The 23,487-nt window shown below is 37.8% G+C and carries 33 protein-coding genes and 1 pseudogene; 31 read left to right on the forward strand and 3 right to left on the reverse strand.

Features of this window, described 5'->3' with window-relative positions; genetic code table 11:
• The first annotated feature begins 622 nt into the window (after window positions 1-622).
• The 18 genes and pseudogenes from CZ382_RS24060 (at window position 623) to CZ382_RS01050 (ending at window position 9,633) form a co-directional block, all read left to right on the forward strand.
• Complete coding sequence (locus tag CZ382_RS24060) at window positions 623-817, forward strand: hypothetical protein (protein ID WP_230856219.1); 195 nt, start codon at window positions 623-625, stop codon at window positions 815-817.
• Window positions 818-827: 10 nt separating this feature from the next.
• Window positions 828-1,001: an ester cyclase gene (locus CZ382_RS24065; protein ID WP_230856220.1), complete on the forward strand. Its 174-nt coding sequence runs from the start codon at window positions 828-830 to the stop codon at window positions 999-1,001.
• Window positions 1,002-1,236: 235 nt separating this feature from the next.
• Window positions 1,237-1,578 carry a n-acetylglutamate synthase gene (locus CZ382_RS00985; protein WP_188725757.1) on the forward strand — a complete coding sequence of 114 codons (342 nt, stop codon included), beginning with the start codon at window positions 1,237-1,239 and terminating at the stop codon, window positions 1,576-1,578.
• Between the two features lie 273 nt (window positions 1,579-1,851).
• Complete coding sequence (locus CZ382_RS24070) at window positions 1,852-1,995, forward strand: hypothetical protein (RefSeq protein ID WP_230856221.1); 144 nt, start codon at window positions 1,852-1,854, stop codon at window positions 1,993-1,995.
• Window positions 1,996-2,005: 10 nt separating this feature from the next.
• A complete protein-coding gene (locus tag CZ382_RS00990; RefSeq protein WP_230856222.1) occupies window positions 2,006-2,317 on the forward strand; it encodes a helix-turn-helix domain-containing protein in 312 nt (103 codons plus the stop codon).
• Between the two features lie 49 nt (window positions 2,318-2,366).
• Window positions 2,367-2,570: a hypothetical protein gene (locus tag CZ382_RS00995; RefSeq protein WP_088049392.1), complete on the forward strand. Its 204-nt coding sequence runs from the start codon at window positions 2,367-2,369 to the stop codon at window positions 2,568-2,570.
• A 112-nt stretch (window positions 2,571-2,682) separates the two neighbouring features.
• Window positions 2,683-3,003, forward strand: a complete 321-nt coding sequence (locus tag CZ382_RS01000; protein WP_088049393.1) for a hypothetical protein — start codon at window positions 2,683-2,685, stop codon at window positions 3,001-3,003.
• Window positions 3,004-3,084: 81 nt separating this feature from the next.
• Window positions 3,085-3,366, forward strand: coding sequence for a hypothetical protein (locus tag CZ382_RS01005; protein WP_088049394.1), 282 nt, complete (start codon window positions 3,085-3,087; stop codon window positions 3,364-3,366).
• 53 nt (window positions 3,367-3,419) lie between these two features.
• Entirely contained in the window at window positions 3,420-3,788 is a 369-nt protein-coding gene (locus CZ382_RS01010; protein ID WP_140392707.1) for a hypothetical protein, read from the forward strand.
• A gap of 153 nt (window positions 3,789-3,941) precedes the next feature.
• The gene (locus CZ382_RS01015; RefSeq protein WP_088049396.1) at window positions 3,942-4,358 is read left to right on the forward strand and encodes a VOC family protein; all 417 of its coding nucleotides are present in this window, start codon (window positions 3,942-3,944) and stop codon (window positions 4,356-4,358) included.
• Window positions 4,355-5,140 (forward strand): DNA alkylation repair protein, encoded by a 786-nt coding sequence (locus CZ382_RS01020; protein ID WP_088049397.1) that lies wholly within the window; start codon window positions 4,355-4,357, stop codon window positions 5,138-5,140. Before CZ382_RS01015 ends, CZ382_RS01020 begins: the two co-directional genes overlap by 4 nt.
• A 3-nt stretch (window positions 5,141-5,143) precedes the next feature.
• Window positions 5,144-5,731, forward strand: coding sequence for a TetR/AcrR family transcriptional regulator (locus CZ382_RS01025; protein WP_088049398.1), 588 nt, complete (start codon window positions 5,144-5,146; stop codon window positions 5,729-5,731).
• A gap of 95 nt (window positions 5,732-5,826) precedes the next feature.
• On the forward strand, window positions 5,827-5,997 hold the full coding sequence (locus CZ382_RS23885; protein ID WP_188725756.1) for a hypothetical protein: 171 nt from the start codon (window positions 5,827-5,829) through the stop codon (window positions 5,995-5,997).
• 260 nt (window positions 5,998-6,257) lie between these two features.
• Window positions 6,258-6,575, forward strand: a complete 318-nt coding sequence (locus CZ382_RS01030) for a PadR family transcriptional regulator (RefSeq protein ID WP_088049399.1) — start codon at window positions 6,258-6,260, stop codon at window positions 6,573-6,575.
• Window positions 6,562-7,128, forward strand: coding sequence for a DUF2812 domain-containing protein (locus CZ382_RS01035; RefSeq protein WP_088049400.1), 567 nt, complete (start codon window positions 6,562-6,564; stop codon window positions 7,126-7,128). The genes CZ382_RS01030 and CZ382_RS01035 overlap by 14 nt, the downstream gene beginning before the upstream one ends.
• Before the next feature lie 137 nt (window positions 7,129-7,265).
• Window positions 7,266-7,505: pseudogene (locus CZ382_RS24725) on the forward strand (hypothetical protein); the annotation flags it as partial.
• Between the two features lie 1,131 nt (window positions 7,506-8,636).
• A complete protein-coding gene (locus CZ382_RS01045; RefSeq protein ID WP_088049402.1) occupies window positions 8,637-9,257 on the forward strand; it encodes a GNAT family N-acetyltransferase in 621 nt (206 codons plus the stop codon).
• Window positions 9,258-9,300: 43 nt separating this feature from the next.
• Window positions 9,301-9,633 (forward strand): DJ-1/PfpI family protein, encoded by a 333-nt coding sequence (locus tag CZ382_RS01050; RefSeq protein WP_088049403.1) that lies wholly within the window; start codon window positions 9,301-9,303, stop codon window positions 9,631-9,633.
• 295 nt (window positions 9,634-9,928) lie between these two features.
• On the opposite strand, the gene CZ382_RS01055 is transcribed toward CZ382_RS01050, so the two are convergent.
• Complete coding sequence (locus CZ382_RS01055) at window positions 9,929-10,891, reverse strand: helix-turn-helix transcriptional regulator (protein WP_088049404.1); 963 nt, start codon at window positions 10,889-10,891, stop codon at window positions 9,929-9,931.
• A gap of 110 nt (window positions 10,892-11,001) precedes the next feature.
• Here CZ382_RS01055 and CZ382_RS01060 point away from each other — a divergent pair, with 110 nt between their 5' ends.
• The 4 genes from CZ382_RS01060 to CZ382_RS01070 all read left to right on the forward strand — a co-directional run bounded on the left by CZ382_RS01060 (window position 11,002) and on the right by CZ382_RS01070 (window position 14,018).
• Window positions 11,002-11,481, forward strand: coding sequence for a GyrI-like domain-containing protein (locus CZ382_RS01060; protein WP_088049405.1), 480 nt, complete (start codon window positions 11,002-11,004; stop codon window positions 11,479-11,481).
• 14 nt (window positions 11,482-11,495) lie between these two features.
• Entirely contained in the window at window positions 11,496-11,960 is a 465-nt protein-coding gene (locus CZ382_RS01065; RefSeq protein ID WP_088049406.1) for a phage tail protein, read from the forward strand.
• A 473-nt stretch (window positions 11,961-12,433) separates the two neighbouring features.
• Complete coding sequence (locus tag CZ382_RS23890) at window positions 12,434-12,580, forward strand: hypothetical protein (RefSeq protein WP_188724877.1); 147 nt, start codon at window positions 12,434-12,436, stop codon at window positions 12,578-12,580.
• 565 nt (window positions 12,581-13,145) lie between these two features.
• On the forward strand, window positions 13,146-14,018 hold the full coding sequence (locus CZ382_RS01070) for an RpnC/YadD family protein (protein ID WP_102415661.1): 873 nt from the start codon (window positions 13,146-13,148) through the stop codon (window positions 14,016-14,018).
• A 77-nt stretch (window positions 14,019-14,095) separates the two neighbouring features.
• Here CZ382_RS01070 and CZ382_RS01075 read toward each other — a convergent pair whose 3' ends face one another.
• On the reverse strand, window positions 14,096-14,689 hold the full coding sequence (locus tag CZ382_RS01075; protein WP_088049407.1) for a TetR/AcrR family transcriptional regulator: 594 nt from the start codon (window positions 14,687-14,689) through the stop codon (window positions 14,096-14,098).
• Window positions 14,690-14,697: 8 nt separating this feature from the next.
• Complete coding sequence (locus CZ382_RS01080) at window positions 14,698-15,447, reverse strand: alpha/beta fold hydrolase (protein ID WP_088049408.1); 750 nt, start codon at window positions 15,445-15,447, stop codon at window positions 14,698-14,700.
• Window positions 15,448-15,674: 227 nt separating this feature from the next.
• Here CZ382_RS01080 and CZ382_RS23590 point away from each other — a divergent pair, with 227 nt between their 5' ends.
• The 9 genes from CZ382_RS23590 to CZ382_RS01120 all read left to right on the forward strand — a co-directional run bounded on the left by CZ382_RS23590 (window position 15,675) and on the right by CZ382_RS01120 (window position 23,302).
• Window positions 15,675-15,845 carry a hypothetical protein gene (locus tag CZ382_RS23590; protein WP_155555260.1) on the forward strand — a complete coding sequence of 57 codons (171 nt, stop codon included), beginning with the start codon at window positions 15,675-15,677 and terminating at the stop codon, window positions 15,843-15,845.
• 83 nt (window positions 15,846-15,928) lie between these two features.
• Complete coding sequence (locus tag CZ382_RS01085; RefSeq protein WP_088049409.1) at window positions 15,929-16,417, forward strand: DinB family protein; 489 nt, start codon at window positions 15,929-15,931, stop codon at window positions 16,415-16,417.
• A 32-nt stretch (window positions 16,418-16,449) separates the two neighbouring features.
• Window positions 16,450-17,505, forward strand: a complete 1,056-nt coding sequence (locus CZ382_RS01090) for a hypothetical protein (RefSeq protein ID WP_088049410.1) — start codon at window positions 16,450-16,452, stop codon at window positions 17,503-17,505.
• A gap of 563 nt (window positions 17,506-18,068) precedes the next feature.
• Complete coding sequence (locus CZ382_RS01095) at window positions 18,069-18,512, forward strand: VOC family protein (protein ID WP_088049411.1); 444 nt, start codon at window positions 18,069-18,071, stop codon at window positions 18,510-18,512.
• Window positions 18,513-19,369: 857 nt separating this feature from the next.
• Window positions 19,370-20,416, forward strand: coding sequence for an ATP synthase beta subunit C-terminal domain-containing protein (locus tag CZ382_RS01100; protein ID WP_088049412.1), 1,047 nt, complete (start codon window positions 19,370-19,372; stop codon window positions 20,414-20,416).
• A 389-nt stretch (window positions 20,417-20,805) separates the two neighbouring features.
• Window positions 20,806-21,147: a hypothetical protein gene (locus tag CZ382_RS01105; RefSeq protein WP_088049413.1), complete on the forward strand. Its 342-nt coding sequence runs from the start codon at window positions 20,806-20,808 to the stop codon at window positions 21,145-21,147.
• 122 nt (window positions 21,148-21,269) lie between these two features.
• Window positions 21,270-21,638 carry a hypothetical protein gene (locus CZ382_RS01110; protein WP_088049414.1) on the forward strand — a complete coding sequence of 123 codons (369 nt, stop codon included), beginning with the start codon at window positions 21,270-21,272 and terminating at the stop codon, window positions 21,636-21,638.
• Between the two features lie 208 nt (window positions 21,639-21,846).
• A complete protein-coding gene (locus CZ382_RS01115) occupies window positions 21,847-22,236 on the forward strand; it encodes an RDD family protein (protein WP_088049415.1) in 390 nt (129 codons plus the stop codon).
• 163 nt (window positions 22,237-22,399) lie between these two features.
• Window positions 22,400-23,302: a M23 family metallopeptidase gene (locus tag CZ382_RS01120; RefSeq protein WP_088049416.1), complete on the forward strand. Its 903-nt coding sequence runs from the start codon at window positions 22,400-22,402 to the stop codon at window positions 23,300-23,302.
• Window positions 23,303-23,487 lie beyond the last annotated feature (185 nt).

Raw genomic sequence — 23,487 nt, forward strand, 5'->3', positions numbered from 1 at the left:
TTATATCACCAAATGCGAACGAATATACGGTTAAAATATGGAAATGGATTTTGTTTGAGAGGGGAGTGTAGAGTCATTATAAATGTCTTTTTATTGTGATATTTAGATATAGCAGGTAGATAGAGGCATGCTCGTTGAGGATTTTGGGGTGCTTTTTATTTTGTATTCGCCTGAAAGAGCATAATGAATACTAAGGTAGCAAGTGTAACATTAACGGCTTTCCACAATCTTCAATGTCTATACATTTGTTTGCTCATCCCCGCGATAGCAGGAAATAAATTTGTTATAACAGGAACATAGTCGGAATATCGGAGACAAATTGAAGCGTAATTCGGAAGTGGTTACAGCCAATTGAAATGTACCCTCCTGAGGATAACTTTTACCACTGCATGACAAAAAATGTACCAGTAAGTGACAGACTGCTTACCACTTCACACCTTCTCGATGATCAATGTTAAAAACCCGTCATCTTTTGAATCGAAAATGTTATACTTATTGTACAAGTTTGACCGATTTTAAATAAGGAAAATCTTCCGCAATTGGGCTATTATGTTGAAGAAAAGAAGGAATCCCAAGGGAGATCTTGAATGCAGTATATAATCGTATTGAGGAGGTTTTTGGTTTGACTGTTCTAGATGGAAAACAAGTTTATAAGCTATGGGTAAAGGCTTGGAATGGAGATGTTTCCATTCTTAATGAGGTGACGTCACCTAACTGCACAGTTCATCAAGCAAGGCTTGATAAGAAGGATTCAGAATCACGAAAAGGAGTAGAAGTATTAAAGGAAATAGATAACGAATGGGCGTGCGATCTTTAATGACGTAAAGATGTCAATTGAAGTAGGTCCTATCGAAGAAAACGCTTATGTTTCCGCACGTTGGAAATTGACTGGAACATATAACGGGGAAATGCCGGGTGCCAAGGCAAATGCTGGAGAAGTTATCTCTTTTCATGGTATGGATATCTTCTTTCTGGAAGAGGGTAAAATCAAGGATTATTAGGTTTCTTCTGATGATGTACACTTCATGCAACAGCTTGGCATGCTTTAAATAAATTCTGATCAAACTTTTTATAAACAAGTGATCAGTGCAATAAAGTCGTTTATTTACAATAAAGATGTTCCTCAATCGGCCATTTTGTAGAATAAACCTTCATGAGAAGAATGGACATTCATGTTAAATATAAATATGGGATTGTGAAAAATGTACTTAGTACAAGAAAAGGGTGAGTAAAAATATGATAAATTATAACGATCGTACATTTGTTTCAGTTGATAATACAGCTAACGGAGAAGTTTCTTCAAAAACAACTTTTAGATATAAGCAAGAGGGGAATATTATCTCCGCAACGTATAGTGGAGGAGAAATCGTCAAAGGTTTACTAATTGGTATTGTTAATGAAGATGGTTGTTTAGAGTTTAGGTATAACCACGTTAATATCAAAAATGAAATTAGGGGAGGGGAATGTGTTTCGAATCCTGAAATCTTAGCCAATGGGCGAATTAGACTGTATGAGAAATGGAAATGGCTTGATGCCGAAGAAACTGAGGGAAATTCAATTATTGAGGAAGTGTTGTAATATAAATCTTAAAGCTATTATTAAACAAACTGTGTCTCTAGAGCTATTTACGGATTAAGGACAAGCCCTCAGTTGTGGCTTTGAAATAAAGTTTGATAATTTATAATAAAGATTGATCATTTGAATAAAGTCCGATAATTTATAAAAAAGTTTGATACAATTACATTGACGAGACGGATTGTGACAATTCAACAATCAGGCCATTTTGCGGAAAAACCCTAAATACAGAAGATCTTTGGTTAAATATATAGTATGTAAACCTGGAGTTTACACTTGAAACTGCAGGTTTGTTTCCCTTATTTATTAATTGATGTAATCTTGATGAAAAAGGGTGATATTATGGGTCTTCAGTTTGGTGATAAATTGAAAGAATTGAGAAATGAAAGAAAGTGGCTGGTCTCAAGAAAAATTATCTGAGGAGTTGGACGTGTCACGTCAGGCAGTTTATAAGTGGGAGTCAAATAAAGAATATCCGGACATTGATAAACTAATCAAAATAAGTGATACTTTTGGCGTTACCATTGACGAGTTAATAAAGAAAGATGAAAGTCTGCAAAAAAAGATTAGTATTGATGAAGATGAGTCCTTTGAAGAATTCTCTGATCCGAGATTTTATTTAGGGGTTATTTTGGGTACGTTTATTTTTGATGGTACATTATCCAATATCCTCACGAGCACTGGACTTTTTACAATTTTATTTCTCACTGACGTTATTAAATCCATAAAATCGCTTTTCTAACTTTAAATAAAGATGGCTGCTCTTCGATAACAAGACTGGAGGGGACTTTATGAAAAGAACAAAGAGAAATACTGTATTAAAGGCATTTGAGATTTCTCTAATAATTTCTTTGATTGCATTTTTTGTGGTGGATAGTCCAAAGCCTAATACGGCAGTTTATTTACTTTTTGTAGGAATTGTTTCATTTGCAAGCCTTAACATTATATACTTAATCACTTCGAAGGCGTATAAGAAATTCTTGAGGGAGAGTTAAATTCATTTTAAAGTGCCGCAATCGGGCGCACTTCCGGAATAAATTTATTCATCAGTTGAGCCATATAATTGAATAAGGGATTTCAAATTATAGCTGTAAAGGGGAAAAATATATGATTGATTCTAGTTGGCTTAACATTGGCAGTCTCGTGATTGGATTAATTGCTTGGGTACTTCCTGTTGTTAATCTCCTGCGATCTCAAAAACAGGGAAATGAGAAATGGGTCGCTTTTTCCATTATAAGTATCAGTGCTTGTGCTATTTCGTTATGTTTCCAGATTTTTAGTAACTATCAATTGGTAAAAATTGAGGATTGGTCTGCTCTTATGGACACAGGAGGTGCTGTGGCATTCACTTCAGCAGTTCTTGTTATCGTTACCATCTTATTAAATGCGCTTACTTTGATTGTATATCGTAACAGAACTGCAAAGTAAGTTTTTAATACCTATACTTTGAGGATAGTGTATTACTTAAAAAATCGGGAGCAGTTATAGATAAGCAAGGAGGTTGAATTGATGAGTAATGATGATTTTATTTTACCAGATATATTTGATAGTTTTATTGAAAGTGAAATAATGGATACTGAAACATTCCACTTAATTTATAATTTTGTTGCATTGGATAACTTTCGGCATGGTGAGTACGAGGGTAACATGTTTGTCATTAGAAAGATAAATGCGAATCATATACAGTTGGAAGATGAAGTAGCGACAGAAAATACTTCGACGCCAGCGGTATATACATATACAAAAGGGAAGTTTTTATGGCTTTTACAATCACGTAAGCCAAGTTTGTAAACTATGTTGCAATCGGGCGCAATTGGGCATATTGTTGCATAAATTAGGGGGTGATGGATTTGGATATCCTTCTGTTTATCATTTCCTACATTCTACTAGACATCATAGGTTCTGTCTTTTACGTTGGTGCGCTACTGTTATCATTCAAGCTATTGAAAATGATTTTTAATATGAATGCAGATAAATGGAATGCTCTTTTCAAATCTGGAAAAGGTGTAGGATTTTATTTTATGATGCTCTTTCCTTATTTGATAATGCTCGTTGTAATGTTTTCGGTAAGTAAAGTTTGGTTTGAACTCATTAATTTTGAATATAGCGTTTTAGGCTCTTTATCTGTGGTTATATTGTTAACGCTTATTGTGATTTTTGCATTCCCTAAACTGAGAGACATTGTAAATAATAAGTTACAGGAGAACGATTGAATTGTGTGTAAGAACCGGAATGCATTGTTTTAAGCAAACGGGCGCCATTCCAAAATAACACGTGGTTGAAGTAATTGGTTGAAGTTAATGTTTACATACATTCAGTATGTATGTTAAAATTGATTTAACAACTATTTAAAGGGGTGTAGTTTGATGGCAGTGACTGGGTTTTATCCTGTAATTCTTACGGATGATGTTTCTCAATCTGCAGATTTTTTTGTCCGCCACTTTCAGTTTGAAGTGGTTTTTGAAATTGATTGGTATGTGAGTTTGAAGTTGGATTCGTTTGAGCTAGCGGTGCTTCATCATCGTCATGATACAGTTCCAACAGACATTCGGCAGCAGATTACGACCAGTCTAATTTTGAATCTTGAGGTAAAAGATGTTGATGTCCTTTACGATCGCTTAATTCATGAACATCACCTGCCCATTGTACTCGATTTACGGGATGAAGATTTTGGGCAGCGTCATTTCATTACATCTGATCCGAACGGAATTCTTATCGATGTAATTCAAGCAATACCACCATCCGCTGAATTCCAAAAGCATTTCAAGGGTACTCTGTCATGAGTGTTTACATTCCTTTGAAGAATTACTTTGATACTGAATTAGCTAAATTTTTAGGGAATCAAATATGCCCTGTTTATCCGGAATTTCCTCATGATTCCTTTGTTAAGAGAGTGAATGGTCTCGTCGAAGGATTGGAGCTGAAAGACAGGGTGGCTGTCATCTCTAAAGAATTGCACAAAGCGCTCGCCTTGCCCTATGTTGATGCAATTGGAATTTTGAAACAAATTCTTGGGCCTGAAAACAAAACGGAACAAGGGATGTTTACAAATGGGTATTTTTTAATGCCAATTGCTTATTATGTCGAAGTGTATGGAATCGATGACTTTGATGTGTCGATGGGCGCTTTGTATGAAATCACGAAACGTCATACGTCTGAATATGCGATTCGTCCTTATTTACTATACTATGAACGAGAAGTGTTAGAGAAACTTCGTCTATGGGCGATCGATGAAAACGCACATGTACGACGACTCGTTAGTGAGGGAACACGCCCTCGTTTACCTTGGGCAAAACGAATCGCCGTGCTTAATGGCGATCCGTGTGTGAATCTTTCCTTGCTCGAGCTATTGATCACCGATCGCTCCAAGTATGTACAAAAATCTGTTGGAAATCACCTGAATGACTTGTCAAAAATGTATAAAAAGGAAACAATGGAATGGATAAAAAAGATGTATAAGTTACATGGAAACAAAATCAATTGGACGGTAAAGCACGGACTACGGTCATTGATAAAAGTCAATGATGGAGATGCTCTAGAATTTATGTGCAGGATTGGTGAATAACAAATGAAGAAAACAAAAGCTGAAGCAGAGGAAACAGCACAAGTACTCCTCCAAACGGCAAAACGACATTTCGCAAAAAATGGATACGCAAAAACAGCACTCGAGGATATTGTGAAAGATTCAGGTGTGACGCGTGGAGCGTTGTACCATCACTTTAAGAATAAAAAAGGACTCTTTTTTGCTGTAATTGAATCTATTCAGAAGAAAATCGCTCAAGATATCGAACAGCAGGCAAGCAGGGGTTCAGAACAATGGGAACAACTGTCAATTGGCTGCAGAGCATTTATTAAGTCTGCCATTGAGCCTGACCATAAACAGATTATTCTGATTGATGGTCCTGCGGTCATTGGTTGGAATCGTTGGCGTCAATTAGATGCCAATCATTCAATGAAACTTCTATACAGTCAGCTTGATCAAATGCAGAAGAACGGTTGTTTTTCGTCCCTGTCGGTAGAATCACTGACCCACTCATTATCAGGGGCAATGAACGAAAGTGCATTATGGATCGCTGAGCAAGGTTCGTTTGATTCACTTGATGAAGCGATGTGTGTGTTAGATGTGTATTTCGAAGGACTTAAACAGACGAATTAAGTGTTATAAAGATGTTTCTTCAATAAAGTCGTTCATTTACAATAAAGATGTTCTTCAAACTGGCGCTTTAACGGAAGAAAGGAAAGTATTAATTTATGGAAATAATTTTGATGTTTTTAGTTGGAATAATCGTTTTGATTATAGCTGTAATGGCAATTCTTAAAGGCATAACGCATAGGGTCAAAACTCCAACTGATAATCTAAAAGAGGAAATTTCAAATCTCGAAAAAAGGGTCGATGATCTCGAGAATAAAAAGAATACCTGAATTTTGTTCCAGGAAAGGGAGCTTATCCGGAATAAATATTATTCCTGTATTGAGCCATTTAATTGAATAAGATTACACAAAAAGTCGATTTCCCAACGTAAAGGAAATCGACTTTTTTAGATTAAATTTTTGCCTAATTATAAAGGTTTTACTTTAAGTTCCTTCGATGAATTTTAAAAATGCTGTTGACTATTCAGTTGAACTGTATTATATTATTATAAAGTCAAACTATATAGTTAAACTGAATAGAAGGTGAGAGTATGAAACATAAATTATTGCCTTTGTCTGAAACCATGCATTACATTTTATTAGCTCTACGTGAGCCACTCCACGGCTATGCCGTAATGCAGAAGATAGAAAAAATAAGTAATGGTACCGTTATTTTAGCGGCTGGTACATTATACGGTGCGATTGAAAACTTGAATAAACATGGTTGGATTGAACCTGTTGGAAATTCAGGTCGGAGAAAAATTTATATGATAACTGCAGAAGGAAGGGCTATTTTGAAATTGGAACAGGAAAGGCTATTGCATATTTTAGCCTTGTATGAAGGAAGTGAATCAAATGAAGAGGTTTAAGGTATTTTTTGATATTGAAAAAGAAGAGCAATGGCTGAACGAGCAATTACAAGAAGGCTATCGCTGTACAAATATTAGTGGATTAGGAATATACACTTTCGAAAGAACTGACAAGAGGTATGTGATGCGACTTGATTATCAAGATTATTTACCAAAGAAAAAGTTCATGGAATACAAAGGGATATATGAAGATTTTGGTTGGAGCCACATAGAGGGGCACCGTCTGGGTGGAAGACAGTATTGGCAAAAGGAAGGTGATGATCAAAATGAAATCTTCTCGGATCGCCAATCAATGGCTAATTATTATAAAAGATTGATGGGTTATTCATTTTCGCTATGTATGCTTATGCTATTTGCTGCTACTCCCTACACGGATTATTCGGAATTATATCATACAGGTCTTTGGAGTATGCAAGGTGACTTATTTTGGAAGGCATTTTTATTTGAAACTCCATTTGTCCTTTTGAAATTGTCTCCTGTACTTCTTAGTATTTTCCTTGGTACTATTTCCTATAAGTTTTTTCGAAGGTATTCAATGTTAAAAGAAAAATAATATGCTAGGGAGTTAAGTATGAACTTTTTAATCCAAAGAAGTAATTGAGGATAATGTATCTACCGCAATCGGGCGCGCCTCCGGAATAAGGATCAGTGCCCGTATTGTACATAACGGCCAGTTAATGGAGTAAAGTCTATAAATCACTTTGGTGGAATTATAAACCTATTAAATGTAACGAATGTGGTACGACACATAAGATAACAATTCCTGGTAGGATCATTTTTGTCTCTTTGACTATCCTACCAATGGTAGTCATTGGCGATTTTCTCTCGCCTATTAAGAATATTCTTGTAACACTTGGAATAGCGCTGTTTATGTTAATTACTGGTTCTTTGTTGACCCCGTTCTTTGTTACTTATAAAAAATCTTTGTGAAGTAATGTACTTAAGGAATAAGGGTTGCACGCCTGTATTGCATATAAGGATCATTTTTCGAAGGAGACAAAATCGGGAGAGGGTTGTGTTTGATCCGGTCTGAAAATGATTTGGAATAACAAAGAAGTAAGAATAAATAAAACGTGTATAAACATTTACTTCGTGGTATGATTAAAATAGAAAGATTATAAGTGCATACAAAATAATAAAGACCGATCCCCGACAAGAGGGGTGGGCAGCTTAGGAAAATAATCCCTCACGAACCCGCTAAAGTGCATGAGGGATTATTTTTTATGGTTATTATCAGAATCGATAAACGCTACTAACATCCCAAAGGATATCATGAGCGCTAGCGCACTAACAATGTCCATAGGCAAACACTTTCCTCCCAGGAAGTCTCCAATAAAGACTAACGGCAGATCGACAGTGCTACCTAACCCCTCATGCGAAGCCAGTCTATTATATTTTATTGTATCACAGTTAGATTATGTAAAGTAAAGTTTTATTCATTAATATAACTTAAACAAAACGAACGGGCGCTTTTGTTTCTAAGATCTTTTCCAAAGATAACTGAATATTTATGTTATAATTGATGTGGGTTGATAAGAAATGTACTTAACTTAACGTAGCAGGTTCGTTTAACAAAATGTTGTAAGGAGGGGTAGGATATGTTACGAAGGTTTCTTTACAGAATACCAATAATAATTGGTCTAACCATCTTATTTCTAGTTGATTTAATGATGGTTGTTCCACTTGCCTCAAACCAGATATTTGCTTTAATAATTACACTTGTATTTTATATGTATCTTTTATATCTCATATATTCTAGTTTAAAATTGAATGAATGAAGGCATTTAATGCTATTTATCAAACGGTCTATACTTTAATAAGGTCATTGAAATATTCTGCCATAAAAGGGCGCTTTTTCAGCACAAGGAAAGCGTCTTTTTAATGGTATTATGAAGGATTTTTGCTAACTAAAACAGAAAAATTAGTAGTCCAATTAAAAGTCAGGATAGTGGATTGTTTTGTCAACTAGAGACCAGTTGAAGCAATGCTCTATATGCTGGAAAGATACGTGTGTTCTCAATAATCGAGTTGAAACATTCACAAAGAATAGAGGGATAGACTATGAATATTATTCGTGCTTGTGAAGCGGAAAGAAATATAAAAAACGAGATGAGTACAATCTTTGTAGACGGCTTCTATCAATGGCTGAATTATTTTTCAAAGGGTAAAGCCAAACTTTACAAGACATTTGCCCATATGTTTAATACAGAGGTCTTCTATACAGCTGTAGTTGACGATAATATTGTGGCTATAGCCGCCTGCACTACAAACAATTTACCTTCAGTAAGATTGAAATATAGTGAATTTAGAAAGCATCTTGGCTTATTCATGGGTAGCATTGCTTATGTAATTCTTAAAAAAGAATTTGAGAAAAAGCAATATCCCTTTCCGATTTCTGGGAAAATGGGTGCAATAGAATTTGTGGCAACGTCGATAAATTGTAGAGGACAGGGTGTAGCGACTGAACTGCTAAAATCAATAATGGATTCAACTTCATACTACGAATATGTTTTAGAGGTAGCAGATACCAACACAAATGCCATCAAGCTTTATGAAAAACTGGGTTTTGCAGAGTTCATGCGTATACCTCAAAAGCACGGTAAAAAAAGCGGTGTCAATAATCTTGTCTATATGAAGCATGTGAAGATGAGAGAAGTTGAGTCCCGGGAGCCTACTCTCTGATGTAATAGCCAAATGGACGAGCTAAAATTGAAAGGGCAACTGAATTGTTGGAAGGTGGTGCAACTGCTGCTGCGGTGCTACAACTGTACTTGCCGAGGCCGGCGTTTTTGACAAACGTATGCATACTAGTAATAGCGTTGAGTATCTTAAGATGCTATGTCCAAACTATAAAGGAGAATTATATTATCGAGATGTAAAAGCAATTACGGACGATAATCTGATTACAGCTAGTTCAGCAGGTGGGTTGCTTTTTGCTCGAAATATCTTGGCAAAATTAGATGTTTTTTCTCAGGATACTCTTGACGCTTGGTATAATTACTTCAATACGGGTGACGCAAAATACTTCTACAATTTAATGCAGACACTGGAAAATTAGAAACCTTCGGGAGGGATAGGGCTGGATTATTAAATAAAAGAAGGAAAAGAAGTAAATATTAAAAAAGCAAAATAAACTTCTGTCATAATGGGTATGCTCACCTTATTGTTATAACAAGTTTAGTGATAGCTTCACTGTTATTACCCCAAATAACCCCAAATATGCAGTTAACAGAAAGATTATGAAAAGATCGGAAATGGTTTGATTGTATAAAAAAACATTTAAAGCAACGGCACAAGTGCGCGGAAATAGGAGGTAACTGGCCCAACTGGCCAAGCTCTTAACTGCCCACTGCTTATGGGCAGAATAAACCTAATCTCTCTTGTAAACCTTCTAAGACTTCTTCTGGCACTTCCCTGACCTTGATATCCTTACCGAGGAAAAGGACCCAATTTGTTATTTCGGTCAATTCTTCGGGATTATGAACATTGATAAAAGTCTTTAGAATGGCAGTGGTTTGGTAAGGGTTAGTATAGGAAATTGAAACTTTTAAAGGATGGTACTTTTTAAACTGGGCAATCGCCATTGGACCAAGTTCAAGGATAAGGTTCATTACTTCTTCCTGCTTGTTTAGTTTTTCTAAAATCTTTTTCTTACTCAATCTTTTTTTCACAGGGTATGGTTTGACATTGGTAAGATTGTCGACAGGGAAAACCTGCCTCTTTTCATTCTTTAAGTCAAAGCCATCAATCAGCCAAAGACCTTTTTCATGATAAAGGTGTAAAAGATAAATTGGATAAGACTTTATTACCTTCTCTTCTATGATGGTAATCAATAAATAGCTATCCAAAAGAAGGATTTGGATGAGTTTTTCTAACATAGGATGAGGTAGGTCTGACAGATCAAGCAGGTCGGGATTATTGGGGTTGGTCCCTTCAAAAATCAATGTTTGATTTAAAAGAACAAGGTCATCTTGCTGGTTTTCTGAGATGAGGCCAAGTAATTTTTCAGCTAAAGACTGACGACTCTTTAGATAAGGGAGTTGTTTATTTTTGGTGGCCATAAAGGCAATAAAAAGAGCTTTAATCTCATTATCGGTAAAGCGAATAGTGGGCAAGACAGAGTTGTTCATGACAAAATAACCCCCATCCCTTCCAACTTCAGAGACAAGTGGCATCCCCATGGCTTCAATTTCTCTGATATCTCTCATAGCTGTCGAACGAGAGATGTTAAATTCTCGCATGATTTCAGAAATTGTAAAGTGGGCACGGTTGTTGATATACCGCATGATGATATTAATCCGTTCAACTTTTTTCATCGGGACCTCCTAAACAGTATCATTTTTTGACATGATTTAAGGCTATTATAAACCCATCAAGTGAAAATACAAGTCATTTGATAAATTTAAAAAAGAGGAAGGTTTTGAATATGGCAGATTATACCTTAGAAGAAAAAGACAGCTTTACCGTTTTAGGTTTGGGGACTGAGCTTAAGAGCGATTACACAGACTTTGCTGGCATTAACAAGGAAAAGGCAGACTTTTGGCGATCAGTCAATGAAGATGGAAGGCTTGATTTGCTAAAATCTGTCGCTACGAACGACTACATTTTTGTCGTAAATGAAGCAGTTAATAACAAGATGATGCACTACGCCGGCGTCATGACCGAGGAAACCCTATCGGAAGCATCTAGAGTTATCCAATTTCCTAAAGGGGAATACATCGTTGTGAAAGGGGAAGGAAAAACGGCTGAAGAGTTAAGCAACAAAGTTACTGGCACTGCATTTGGTGAAGTGTTAGGTGAAGCAAATCATGTTGCCTATGTAGGTGGCCCCAATGCAGCCGTAGTAATGGGGCAACGAAATGGCTTGGTATATGGTGAAATGTGGGTTCCTGTTGTAAGGAAGTAGAAGGAGGGATTGAATTGTCCTTTGTTGTGAATTTCAAGAATGTGTCTACAGTTGGCGTAGAGTCTTCACCAGTTGCAGAGGCGCTTGCTGGTTTACGTGCTAATGAAGCCCGTTACTTTATGAACAAATATAAGCATGAATTTACGGTTGAACCAGCTAGTGAAAGTCAGGAGACCCTTGACTATGTGAACCGAATTTTGAAAGAAGAACGTGATATTGCGTTTGCGGCCAACCCTTTAGAAACGTCGCGTTTTCAAGTCGGAAATATCAAATTTGCCTACGTCTTTTTTGAGGATGGTCTTGCGGTAAACGTCATGTATACAGTTGATGACCCTAAGAAGCGGGCCGTTGGTTTTAAGCTTTCTGAAGGGATGGAGGTACCAAAGGAGTTAGAAGGAAAGTTTAAGTTTGCTAGGCAAAAGTCTAAACTAGCTGGAACAATTCGGGGTTCGTTCTTTGTAATTAAAGGAGAATATTAAAGTAAGCAAAAGCGCAAGTGGAAGAATCCAGCCATTTTTTGTATTTGGTCATTCTTTTTCTTCCTTGAAATTAGTGAAAGCTATTTTCTCTTCAGGTAATAAAATAGCTTTCACTCGCTGGAAAAACAAATGAATGCGGATATTTTCCTTGGTAACTTCTATCTTACACTGTATTACGGGAGAAGATATACAGGGTGTAATACCGTATGTTCAACTGATCCCCACCATACTTAATAGGTGGGGATTAGTTGAAAGATTATTTGCATTTTCCTCTGTCTGTAAAACTGGCTTTCACCGTTAGTGATCTACCAATGACTTTGCCACGTGAATCCAATGCATATACTTGAAAATTTGTTATCCATAAGTCCGATAAAAGCCTTGGTGTTAAAAATGTAAATCGATGTAAGATACGAATTTCCAGTGGTAAACTATATACAGACTGACACACCATATAAAAGAGTGGAGGTTAACTTATGAACAGGATTTTTAAAAAAAATTGGAACCCTATTTTAGTAGTTGTCGTTACAATTATTTTCATTGCTGGTCTTGCAGATATCAAATATAAAGGGCGATTCTTTCAACTACTACCTAACTCAATTCAAGCATATTTAACAAAATAAAATAGGGGTTGCATGTGCCAAGTTGTCTCGTAAAGCGAAAATTACTAACTAGTAGCCGCGTTAATCATAGTGTACAAAACTCCGAATAAGAAAAATTTGGAAGTTTTTGGTACCCCTGACACCTTTAGTCGTTTACCGAATCAGTTCGCTTTTGTAATAGCCTGGCGGACGTGGGGCCGTGGCATTGTGGAAGCAATTGGAGGAACAGCGTTTAACATAGTAAAGGGATACGGAAACTATAGGATGCTGAAGCTGTTTTTGGGGTGAGGGAAGGTTAACTGGGAGAGTTAGAGAACGATTGTTTTGTGTTCCATTCCAGCCTTTCAACATAGAAAAGAGCCGTGGGTAAAGGTTCACTGTTGCCAATTTATTCCCTTTTTTATTCGGGACCTGATCCCTCGTCCCCTATTTGTTTGTTGCTTTGGTAGCTGGCGGATAAGGAATCGGTTTGAGGCTTTCGTCCTATTTTTAATACTTTACTTATCGATATTTTCTGATACAATGGTGAAAGACAACACACCACGATTGATCTCCCCATTAAAAAAACCGCAAAGGATGTGCTCTTATGCCTCACGCACAGTTGGTTATGGAAAAGTCACCTCTCTACACGCGCCATGACCACTTATTCAAAGAACTGATCCAAACGTTTTTTGAGGAATTTCTGGAATCCTTTTTTCCGAAAATCCACCCGCTGATTAATTTTCAAGAAATTTCTTTCCTGTCCGAAGAAGTATTTACGGACCTATTGGAAGGTGATGTTGTTGTGGAAACAAAATTGAAAAGTACGGATGCTGTTATGATTGTGCATGTGGAACCGCAAAGCACACAGCAATCGCATTTTCATGAACGGATGTATCAATATTTAAGCATGCTCTACCAAAGGCACCGCAAGCCAATTATCCCAATTGCTGTTTTTAGTTATAAGGAAAACTGGGAAAAGAACCAATATATCATGGCATTTCCGTTTTTTCAGGTATTGACATTTAACTATCTGACGCTGCATTTGCACAAGAAAAACTGGCGGGATTATATCACTTCCGACAACCCTGCCGCTGCAGCACTGTTAAGCAAAATGAATTACAAGGAAGAAGAACGGGTGCAAGTGAAGAAGGAATTTTTGCGGATGATAGTAAACATGCAACCGGATCCAGCCAAAGAACGCCTGATATACGGGTTTTTCGAAAGCTATTTGAAATTAAATGAAGAAGAGGAGGAGCAACTGATGGAAGAAATCAAGCATATGGACGAGGCTGACAGAATCATGGAAATTCCGATTTCGTATGAAGAGAAAGGCAAAGAAAAAGGAAGAGAAGAAGGTATCAGGCGTGTTGCTCTGGAGATGCTCCGAAAAGGTACGGCAATTGATTTTATTGCTAGAAGTAACCAAGTTAAGCAAAAAAGAAATAGAGGCGTTGAAGCAGAATTTGTAAGAAACTGACACGTGTGGGACAGGAGATAAATGGGACCTGTCCTAGCTTTTTTTAGTTTTCGAGAAAATCTATTCAAAAAAGTTTCTTAAACGGTAGAGTCACAAAACTCACTTAAAATCTGCTTTTTTATTTCTTCTTTGGGAAACTGCTCTGGATAAGTAGATATCATCAACATGGTACCTTGGAGCATAGATGAAAAATATAGCGACCTTTTTCTCGGCTCCTTCACATTCAGTTTTTCAAATATTTCACATTGAAACTCGAACTGTCTGGCATTTTCTTCAATCAGGAGATTACTGTATTTGATCAATTCCTGATCTGCTTCAGGTTGTGTTTGCAGATGCAAATAAAAACGGAATATTTCTGGTCGTTGAAAGACATTTTCAATAGCGCCTTCTACAATATGTTTGAGTTGCTCGTTTGGTTTCTCAATACCCTTTGCAGTTTCCATTACTTCAACCAGTTCGCCAATTCTAATTTCGACCATAGCAGCAAGAAGCTGTTCTTTACCTTTATAATAATTGTAAAGGAGACCTTTGGATATGCCTGCATGTTTAGCTATTTCACTGATGGATGTAGCATGGTAACCCCGTTTAATGAAGAACTCCATTGCAGCTGTGCGAATTTTTTCCTTAGTCATCTGACGAATACGTGCGTTCTCTTTTTTTGTTCGTGGCATGTCAGATCTCAATCCTCCATAAATTTTATAATATTATTATACAGTTCTTCGGGGTGGGTTAGCGTTAACATATGATCCCCGCCTGTGATTTCAACAAAACGGATATTCTGGTTTTGGAGAAAGTAATCCGCTACACGATGATTATCAGGAAAATCTTTCTCACCTATAATAAATAACGTTTTAACAGTCAATTCCTCTAACCTTTCGATGGCAGGCGGCTGTGGCCAAATCATTTCAAACTCGGGCCATTGAATTATCCGCTCCATATAATGCCTGTGCATTTGCATCATCAAATCCCGGCTCGAACTGGTTGTTACAACACTATACAGTGAAGCACTAAGCGATCGCTTAATCATTTTATCTATATCCGGAGCAGCCGCATTTATCCAATTCATATAGGCTTTAAATTCCTGTGAATAGTTGAACCCAGACAACGCAGGGGCAACCAGGACAAGATTCGAAACTCTTTCAGGATAATTAAGAGCAAATTCTGTTGCAATCTGACCGCCTATGGAATGACCTATAATTGTTGCCTTGTCAAGATCCAAATAATCAAGCAGCGACAGCAAATCATCGACATAATTAACCTTTCCTTTGGGAGATGGCGAATTTCCAGCGCCACGTCCGTCAAAAGTAACTACCTTATAGTAACTGGCTAAATGAGGTGCGACAAATGTCCAGTCCCGCATATCAGCACCACCACTGTGAAGAAGAACGACGGGATGACCATTACCTTTAACCTCGTAATACAAATCCATTGCAATCCCTCCATCCATTTTTTGAGAAATTAATAATCATCTAACACCTATTTTATTATTGACTAAACGTTTAGTCAATAATAAAATAGTCCTCGTGTTGCACAATAATCTGTTTCCGGTTGTGAAAGAGCCTTTTAGTTCTGACACTTCCCTACACGGGATAGCTGAATACCTGGTTTAGTTATAGATTTTCCGAACGAGAAAGCCCATGCAGGGGGTGGGCTGGGATGGGTGATGACCAGTTTCATGCTTATCTTTTTCATTACGATCACACGGTCGGATATTATGGATGGTTAATTTTGGTAATGAAGCCTTCAAAAAGGAACCCCAGAGGCCATCACATACATGAAGCAAAAATTAAAAACGTTGGCAGACAAATACCGTTAATCCATTTTTGAAAAAATCCATATAAATGGTGACATGATTTGTCACTATTCTATGATAGATTGAAAAGGAAATTACAAAGGGAAGGATGAGAGCAATGAACGCCGTTGACATTGTAAGAAATGAACTGTTGGAAGAACTTGAAATCGGCATCCGTTCGATGGAAGGTTTGCTAAGAAAGGTGAAAGCGACGGATTGGAGATACCGGCCGGCCGACAACATGCGAAGTCTTAAAGAACTTGCTAGACACATCTCTGCCATACCCGAGGTGGATCTCCATCTCTGGCAGGAAAAAGATCAGGAAACGATTCAGAACCTGGAAGCATCGTACGATAAATTGGAATCATCCGAAGCCATGATTAAAGCCATGAAGAATGGATTTGGTAGTTATAAAACGTTTATGCTTTCTTTGTCCGACCAAGATTTTTTAACCAAAAAGACAAAGCCCTTTTATCTTGAGAAAGGAGCTGTTCAAGCGCATTGGCTCGTTGAAGAGATTTCCCACTTTTTTCATCACCGTGGCCAACTTTATAACTACCTGAAGCAGCTTGGCTACGATGTAAACATGTTCGACCTTTATGTTTAATGAAAAAATAGCAGTTGAAGGGGTAGTGTGTGGTGAATAAGGAAATTATCATTAGCGAACGTCTTAAAAGGCAAAAATTGACGGAACCATTAAATGACAGCAGGGACACAGAAGCCTATAAACAGTTGTTTCGATTATTGCAGCCTGTCGCACCCATTTTTAATAGTCGTCCCGGCAATCCCCCACAGCTGGTACACCGGACAACCTTTGATGACTCGTTGTTGGCGGAGAACTTGCGTGAAAAACATAAATTGGTTAAAGGGCGTTTCCAAGGCGGTCGAATCGGTTATGTTTTGGAGGACGATTTGGGTCTGTATGCCAGTATTTTTCAAAAACCGATTCAAAAAGTATCTCCTCTTCACGAAGAAGTTCTATCCATGATTCAACATTCCGGTGGCATGTCAAAGGACCAGTTGAAAGAACATTTGCCTTTTAAAGCCAGAGAAATCACTGCTGTGCTGAAAAGGATGCAAGAAGCGTTTTTGGTATATGAATCCCAAATCGATACTGACTGGAACACGGGCTGGTTTGACTTCAAGACGGAATGGCCTGGGATTGAACTACATCAAAACACGTCGTCTTCAGTTTCCGAAATGCTGATACGTTTTCTTGATGTTTTTGTCTTTGCCACCTTGAGTCAAATCAGAAACTGGTCGCAGTTAAAACTCAAAATGATACAAAGTGCCTTGGATCTTCTAATCGAGAGTGGAGAGATTATTAAAATGGAAATCAATGGTCTCGGTACAGGGTTCATGCGCAAGGAAGACTTGAATTTAAGCGTCGGGAAAATCAGGCCATCGATTTTTATGCTTGATAAATCGGATTTCCTGGTTAGGGCAAATATGAGCGAATTAAAACAGATTTTCAAAGGACGGGAAGTTCTGCAATATCTTTTGATCGATGGAGACTTTAAGGGAGCAGTACTTGGTCATTGGCGAATCGGTCCGTATGATATTGATGATGTCGAGCTTTGTCTTACACAGAAGGAGTCCGAGGAAAGGAAGGAAGAAGTCATCGCTGCAATCAGGAAAGGCTACTCTAAAGATACAACTGCTATTCTCCAGTTTAATGGAGAACCTCTTTCTTGATACTGGGCTTCAATACTCACCGAGAGCTTCAGCTGCATGCTTCGTTTAGCGATTGAAACCTTGGTTCCAGAGCCTGATTACCCAATTACAAGAGACAAGGAATGTAACCTGATTGATAAGCTTGTTGAAGAGATATTCCAATTCATATTCAAAAAGGACAGGACAGCTTAAAATTACGGAAATAAAGGAATACATACAGCAAAAATTGACATGCAGGACGATCGAGGAACCGTTGTTTTTCTCTTTAAGCTTTGTAATATGATTGTAGAAGAACTTATTAGCAAGAAAAAAGAAATTAATGACTTGTACGAGGTACATCCGGAACGATTCGCTTGTCGGTCGAAAAAAAGATAAGATAAAAGATAAGTAGGATATCGTCATTTTAGGGGTAACTTGTTTAAGTAAGTTAATTATTCAATATACGGGGAGCCATTATTGAATAAGTAGGCCATTTAACAGAATAACGTTATCAATATAAAAGAAAGTTAGTCTCTTAAAAGAGGAAAGTTTATTAGTTTGTCGAATTTCTCTTAAAGAACATATATAAAGGAGTTGATGTCTGTATGAACAGAATTAATCTCATTACTTTAGGTGTAAGAGATATTGGGAAATCGCTTAAATTTTACCGCAAAATCGGTTTTGAAGCATCGGTCACAGGAGACGAAGAAAAACCTGTCATTGTTTTTTTTAAGAATGAAGGATCAAAGCTTGAGTTATTTCCACTTGAAGAATTGGCAAAGGATATCAACGAAGAAAATCCTCCTGAATTGTCAAAAGGGGGGTTCTCGGGTGTCACTCTCGCTTATAATGCAAAATCTGAAACTGAAGTTGATGATATTCTTCAATCAGTCAAAAAAGTTGGTGCCCAAGTTGTTAAAGAGCCGCAAACATTATCATGGGGGGGATACGGAGGTTATTTCATTGACCCTGATGGTTATTACTGGGAAGTCGCGTACGGCTCAAACTGGGAATTTGATGACTCAAACATGTTGATCATTAAAGGTTAAATTTAAAAATTACACATTTATTCAACAGCTAATGGATGGCACCTATTTAACAACTAGAATACCGATCTTCAATTATCCAGCTAATATCAGAAAAGACTATTCAAGAATTGGGCGAGCGCGACAAGTTCCGCTATAAACTTCCTGAGGCGTGAAGTGCGGGTATTTTTTAAGAATGAAATTCCAACTTTACAACGGAGAAAGGTTTTTCAAGCGCTCATCGCACCGATAGGGTAGGAACGTGGGATTTTCCAAAGTGCGAGCTTTTAGGCAAGAGGCTTTCCGGTGTCGACCTTCTCGCTTGAAGGTAACGGGGAACTTATCATCACAGTACATCTCGGTAAATGGAACGCAGGGTGATGGGAAACTAGCACGCACTGTGCGGAGCAAGTGAAAGCTGGAGATAATCTCAAAGGTCTACCTATTGCTAACTTTAACCGAATAACATATTCATTTATTTGGCCAGTTAGTGGAATAAAGGGTGATCCGTATTTAATGGAATTTATTTCGAGGTTCTTTGTTAAAGATCATACATCAGATTGTCTGAATGTGATGGTTATACTGGAAACAGGGAGCCTTTGTACAGTAACACAAAATAGAAAAGATGTCCTAATTAGTATCAAATAACCCGGGCTTCATGGCTTTTCCGGGTTATTTGTCTTTTATAGCTCCATTTAATTATGAAATCCTTTGCTAAATGGTTCCATTTTTAAAATGTTTCTCAGATCTGCTCCCAAGGTATCCATAATAACCAAAAGACTTATCTTTTTTTGAGGGTAATAATATTTACGTTTTAATACAATAAAATATTGTATTATGGAGTAATTTATATTACTATGTAGAGTAAGGAGGTGGATAATGTGGAAAAATTACGGTTAAATGTCTCTTTATTACGACGAAAGGTACCTAACCTGACCAGTGTTGCTCGTTCGGTCGGATTACGTCCGGCTACCGTTTCCAATTTATGTACAGGAAAAATTTCTGTCGGTCGTTCTGAGGTCAGAACATTGGTTGCGCTTGCAGAACTTGCGGAATGTAGTCTGGACGAATTGATTATCAGAGGGGAGAGTGTCGAAATGATTGAAACCGGGGTGAAAACGTTGGATTTGTTTGCTCCTTTGGCCAAAGGAGGAACAGTTGGATTGGTCGCCCGTCCTGGAATGGGGCAGTTGGTTATTCTATCCGAGTTATTTGATCGCCTGAAGAAAGAAGGTTATATCACGGTATTGCTCAAGCCAGAAGATGAACACCCGGAATTCAAGGACATCGTTGATTATGCAGACATTGTTACTGATACGATTGATAAGACTTATGAGGAAATAGCGAAATTAAGCAAGACCAAGGAAATCTTGTTTGCTGCCGACCGTTCTCATGTAGTGAGCGGTGAAATTTATCACCTGCAAGAACGCCTTCAAAATATTGGGGTTGATTCGGTAACCACGTTCCTTGTCGATCTTAAAGGAGAAGTCGTTGATGAAGATTTGCCGTACGGTCCTCTTGAAACGTTATGGCAATTTGATGCAGACCTTGCCGCTCGACGGAAATTTCCTGCGGTCAATCCGATCCATTCAACATCTTCTGTACTGGAAGGATCACATCTTGATCAAACGCATCTTAGGACGCAACAACAGGCCCAAAAACTGTTGCGTCGTTATCGAGAACTGCGCTCATTGGTCAATGTGCGTGGAACAAACGGCTTACCTGCTTCCGAGACTGAAACCTATAACCGTGGAGAACGGTTGGAAGCCTATTTGACCCAGCCATTTTACGTAGCGGAGGCGTTTACAGGTGTCACTGGAAAATCCGTCAATCTTCAAGACACTTTACATGATGTAAGAAAAATCCTGGACGGCGCAGTCGATTCTACTGATATTGAAAAATTGGATTATATTGGTAAGTTACAGTAATCGGATAAAATTCATATTAAATTAGGGTAAAGTGATCACTTTCTATTCTGAGGCCACCAGGGATGGGGGGCGAGGAAACCCACACCCCCCGTTAAAGCAACCGGGCGCGTTTATTTAGGAACGCGTCTTTTTTGTTTTAGGATCAGTTTGTAGAGCGATGCTGAAGAGATTGAAAAAAAGATACTTAAGGATAGTTTAATAAGGAAAATGAAACCATTCAACTGGAATATCGTATAAATATCTGAAGAACCTTGAATTGACTATATTGCAATCGGCCGCTAACCCGGAATAAGAATTAGCGCCAACGCTAAACAAAAGAGCGCCATTTGTTGAATGAATTGTGCTAAAATTGAATCAGGATATATTATTTCTTAAGGGAGGTTAATTTGATGGGATTGAAAGAGAGAGAGGATTATTATAAAGCAAATAACGCTGAAGAATTGCTTCACGCCTTAAAAAATAAAGAATCTTACATTATCATTCAGGATGACTTTAAAAAGGAATTTGAGGAAAATACACAGCTGCCGCTTACGGAAACAGAAGAAATGGGATTTCAACTGGGATTCGGTGGTACGGCAGGTATTTGGAGCGAAATATTTTTTCAAATTATCAATGCATCTAGTAAAGGAAGTAAACAGCAAAAGAAAATTGACAGCAAGATCCGTAAATACAACGTAAAAAAGTTGAATGAAAACGAGATTCTCTTGTACCTGCGTCAATTGGATTATTAAATTATTGGACGCTTTTCCTAATAAGGGTTACCGCCAGTAATGCATATAAGGGCCATTTAGTTGAATCAGGATATTAAAATTTACTACAGAATTATTCAACGTGAGGAAAAGGAGTGATGTAATTGGCGAAACCCTATTTAGGGATTTTATGGTTGATTATGACTCTAATACCGGCACCGTTCTTGTTTCACTTTTATGAATACGGTCAATACGTTAAGCGTGAAGATGCTCCATTTCTGACTTTGACTTCCGTCTTATTTGTTTTGATCGTTGGTTTTTTGTCCGGTCTAATAAGAATTCGTTACGTTGTCTTGGTCAATATTTTAGTAGCAATATTATCGGTAGTATTAGCTTTAAATTTCCTCCCTGACAATGCATGGTTTGCACCGGTAGGCCGAAATGTTGCTGTCATACTTACCGCTATTGTGTTTTTAATTGGACAATTACTAGTAAGAGCGTTTTCCAAGCATTATTTTACAAAGAAATACTAAAAATGTTTTTCTTCCGTAATCAGGTGCTTCTGTGGAATAGGAGTTAAGAACTTTATAACAACAATAATTGTATGAACGTGAAAAGTAAAAACTACTTTTTTTGACGTATTGTATTACTGACTTGGAGAGATGAAAACGGACAAATCCCAATAACTACTTGGAATATAAATGAAAAGAAAAAACGTTAAAAAAACAAGGAGGAACTTTAATGGAATCCATTACAAAAAAACGTATGAAGGCGTTCCTGATTGACTTGACAATTTCAAGCGCCTTGACAGCCGGTGTTGAGTGTTTATTGCGTAAAAAAGTAAAAAGTGAAGTGGTTCATGCGTTAATAACACCCACTGTAGTAATGTGGACACTTGAGTACGCACAGTTGCGGCAAAGCAGGCAAACCATTGGTTACAAAAAAATGGGGTTGGTACTTGAGAATAAGGAGGGTTCCAGGCTAACATCCGGCCAAATCATTAAGCGTATGGGGTATCGGGATACAGTGAGCACTTTTGATTATGTAAAAAGCCCTAAAACGTTCGAAGACCAAGCCGGAGCAATACTTCCCCACGATCGCTTTTCAGGTACTGTAGTCAAAGAACTGTGAATGTTGAAAGTGCAACGATCTAAGGCTAAGAACAATAAAAAGGTAGATCTCCTGACCAAGTATTTATCATTAATTGTTTTGGAAGAAACTTAAGCAAACAATTAAATCTTAAAAGCAATTGCCTTCCATTTTTGATGGAATAAGTGAAAAATAGGGGGATAAATTGATATTTTCAATTTTACAGTTGATTCTTTTTCAGTTGGTTTTGCCAGCAGTGTTTATTGTGTCTCTTTTCGTGAGCAAGTTCAAAGGGAGACTCGACTGGGTGTTGCAAGCCTTGCTTTTCACAATTTATATTTCCTGGGTGTTTTTTTCGGGGCGGTGGGATTGGACCGGTTATTATATCCGGTTTCTTTGGCCGTTATTGCTCATTTTTGCACTCTATGTGAGTTGGCGGAGAGTCCGTTCGCTGCCGTCCGGACAAACATACACCGGTAAAGAAAAGGGTGCATTTGTTTTTTATAGCTTGCTCATACTTGTTTTTGGTTTGTATCACGTGCAAATCTTTACAGGGTACACCACAGATGAAGAGGCGGTAGAACTCGAATTTCCTTTAAAGGATGGCACGTTTTATGTAGGGCATGGCGGTGCTTCAACAAGCGTAAATGCTCATTATGCTCATCCGGAACAGCGTTTTGCGCTGGATATCGTTCAGCTGAATAATCTCGGTGTGAGAACTGCGGGGATATATCCTGAAGAACTGGATCGTTATGTTATTTATGGAGCCGAGGTCTCAAGTCCATGTACGGGGGAAATCGTGAAGGCGCGAAACAACATGCCTGATTTGACTCCACCTGAATCGAATCCTGATAAACCAGAAGGTAACTACGTTCAGGTCAGTTGTGAAAAAACAGAAGCAAACGTGATTATTGCTCATCTGCAGGAAGGCAGTGTAACCGTTCAAGCTGGGGATCAGATAGAAACGGGCCAGTTTGTCGGTCTTGTCGGAAATTCGGGCAATACGTCAGAACCACACCTGCACATCCATGCAGAAAGAGACGGCCAGGGCGTGCCGATTGAATTTGACGGTCGATTTTTGTTGCGGAACAGCTTGGTGTGGGAGTGAGTGACTTTATTAAAATTGATATTTTATAAAAAGTATGATGGAATCGATTATGGTAAGGATAGCATCAATATATAGTGATTTTGAGGAGGATATGATGAGCGAAAATAAAAACTGGTTGGGATGCAATTGATCAAGTTATGGAGGGCTTGTATGGAGAACAGGAGCCTAAACATTTTGGTACACTG

This window comes from Virgibacillus dakarensis, assembly GCF_900155625.1.
Lineage (GTDB): Bacteria > Bacillota > Bacilli > Bacillales > Amphibacillaceae > Lentibacillus_C > Lentibacillus_C populi.

Coding starts and splice junctions, on each gene's coding strand:
- CZ382_RS01115 (WP_088049415.1), top strand. CDS start 21,847: ATGGAATCCATTACAAAAAAACGTATGAAGGCGTTCCTGATTGACTTG.
- CZ382_RS24065 (WP_230856220.1), top strand. CDS start 828: ATGTCAATTGAAGTAGGTCCTATCGAAGAAAACGCTTATGTTTCCGCA.
- CZ382_RS01020 (WP_088049397.1), top strand. CDS start 4,355: ATGAGTGTTTACATTCCTTTGAAGAATTACTTTGATACTGAATTAGCT.
- CZ382_RS01025 (WP_088049398.1), top strand. CDS start 5,144: ATGAAGAAAACAAAAGCTGAAGCAGAGGAAACAGCACAAGTACTCCTC.
- CZ382_RS23885 (WP_188725756.1), top strand. CDS start 5,827: ATGGAAATAATTTTGATGTTTTTAGTTGGAATAATCGTTTTGATTATA.
- CZ382_RS01000 (WP_088049393.1), top strand. CDS start 2,683: ATGATTGATTCTAGTTGGCTTAACATTGGCAGTCTCGTGATTGGATTA.
- CZ382_RS00985 (WP_188725757.1), top strand. CDS start 1,237: ATGATAAATTATAACGATCGTACATTTGTTTCAGTTGATAATACAGCT.
- CZ382_RS23590 (WP_155555260.1), top strand. CDS start 15,675: ATGGGTGATGACCAGTTTCATGCTTATCTTTTTCATTACGATCACACG.
- CZ382_RS00995 (WP_088049392.1), top strand. CDS start 2,367: ATGAAAAGAACAAAGAGAAATACTGTATTAAAGGCATTTGAGATTTCT.
- CZ382_RS23890 (WP_188724877.1), top strand. CDS start 12,434: ATGAACAGGATTTTTAAAAAAAATTGGAACCCTATTTTAGTAGTTGTC.
- CZ382_RS01045 (WP_088049402.1), top strand. CDS start 8,637: ATGAATATTATTCGTGCTTGTGAAGCGGAAAGAAATATAAAAAACGAG.
- CZ382_RS01070 (WP_102415661.1), top strand. CDS start 13,146: ATGCCTCACGCACAGTTGGTTATGGAAAAGTCACCTCTCTACACGCGC.
- CZ382_RS01010 (WP_140392707.1), top strand. CDS start 3,420: ATGGATTTGGATATCCTTCTGTTTATCATTTCCTACATTCTACTAGAC.
- CZ382_RS01085 (WP_088049409.1), top strand. CDS start 15,929: ATGAACGCCGTTGACATTGTAAGAAATGAACTGTTGGAAGAACTTGAA.
- CZ382_RS01075 (WP_088049407.1), bottom strand. CDS start 14,689: ATGCCACGAACAAAAAAAGAGAACGCACGTATTCGTCAGATGACTAAG.
- CZ382_RS01035 (WP_088049400.1), top strand. CDS start 6,562: ATGAAGAGGTTTAAGGTATTTTTTGATATTGAAAAAGAAGAGCAATGG.
- CZ382_RS01055 (WP_088049404.1), bottom strand. CDS start 10,891: ATGAAAAAAGTTGAACGGATTAATATCATCATGCGGTATATCAACAAC.
- CZ382_RS01005 (WP_088049394.1), top strand. CDS start 3,085: ATGAGTAATGATGATTTTATTTTACCAGATATATTTGATAGTTTTATT.
- CZ382_RS01060 (WP_088049405.1), top strand. CDS start 11,002: ATGGCAGATTATACCTTAGAAGAAAAAGACAGCTTTACCGTTTTAGGT.
- CZ382_RS01095 (WP_088049411.1), top strand. CDS start 18,069: ATGAACAGAATTAATCTCATTACTTTAGGTGTAAGAGATATTGGGAAA.
- CZ382_RS01105 (WP_088049413.1), top strand. CDS start 20,806: ATGGGATTGAAAGAGAGAGAGGATTATTATAAAGCAAATAACGCTGAA.
- CZ382_RS01015 (WP_088049396.1), top strand. CDS start 3,942: ATGGCAGTGACTGGGTTTTATCCTGTAATTCTTACGGATGATGTTTCT.
- CZ382_RS01080 (WP_088049408.1), bottom strand. CDS start 15,447: ATGGATTTGTATTACGAGGTTAAAGGTAATGGTCATCCCGTCGTTCTT.
- CZ382_RS01030 (WP_088049399.1), top strand. CDS start 6,258: ATGAAACATAAATTATTGCCTTTGTCTGAAACCATGCATTACATTTTA.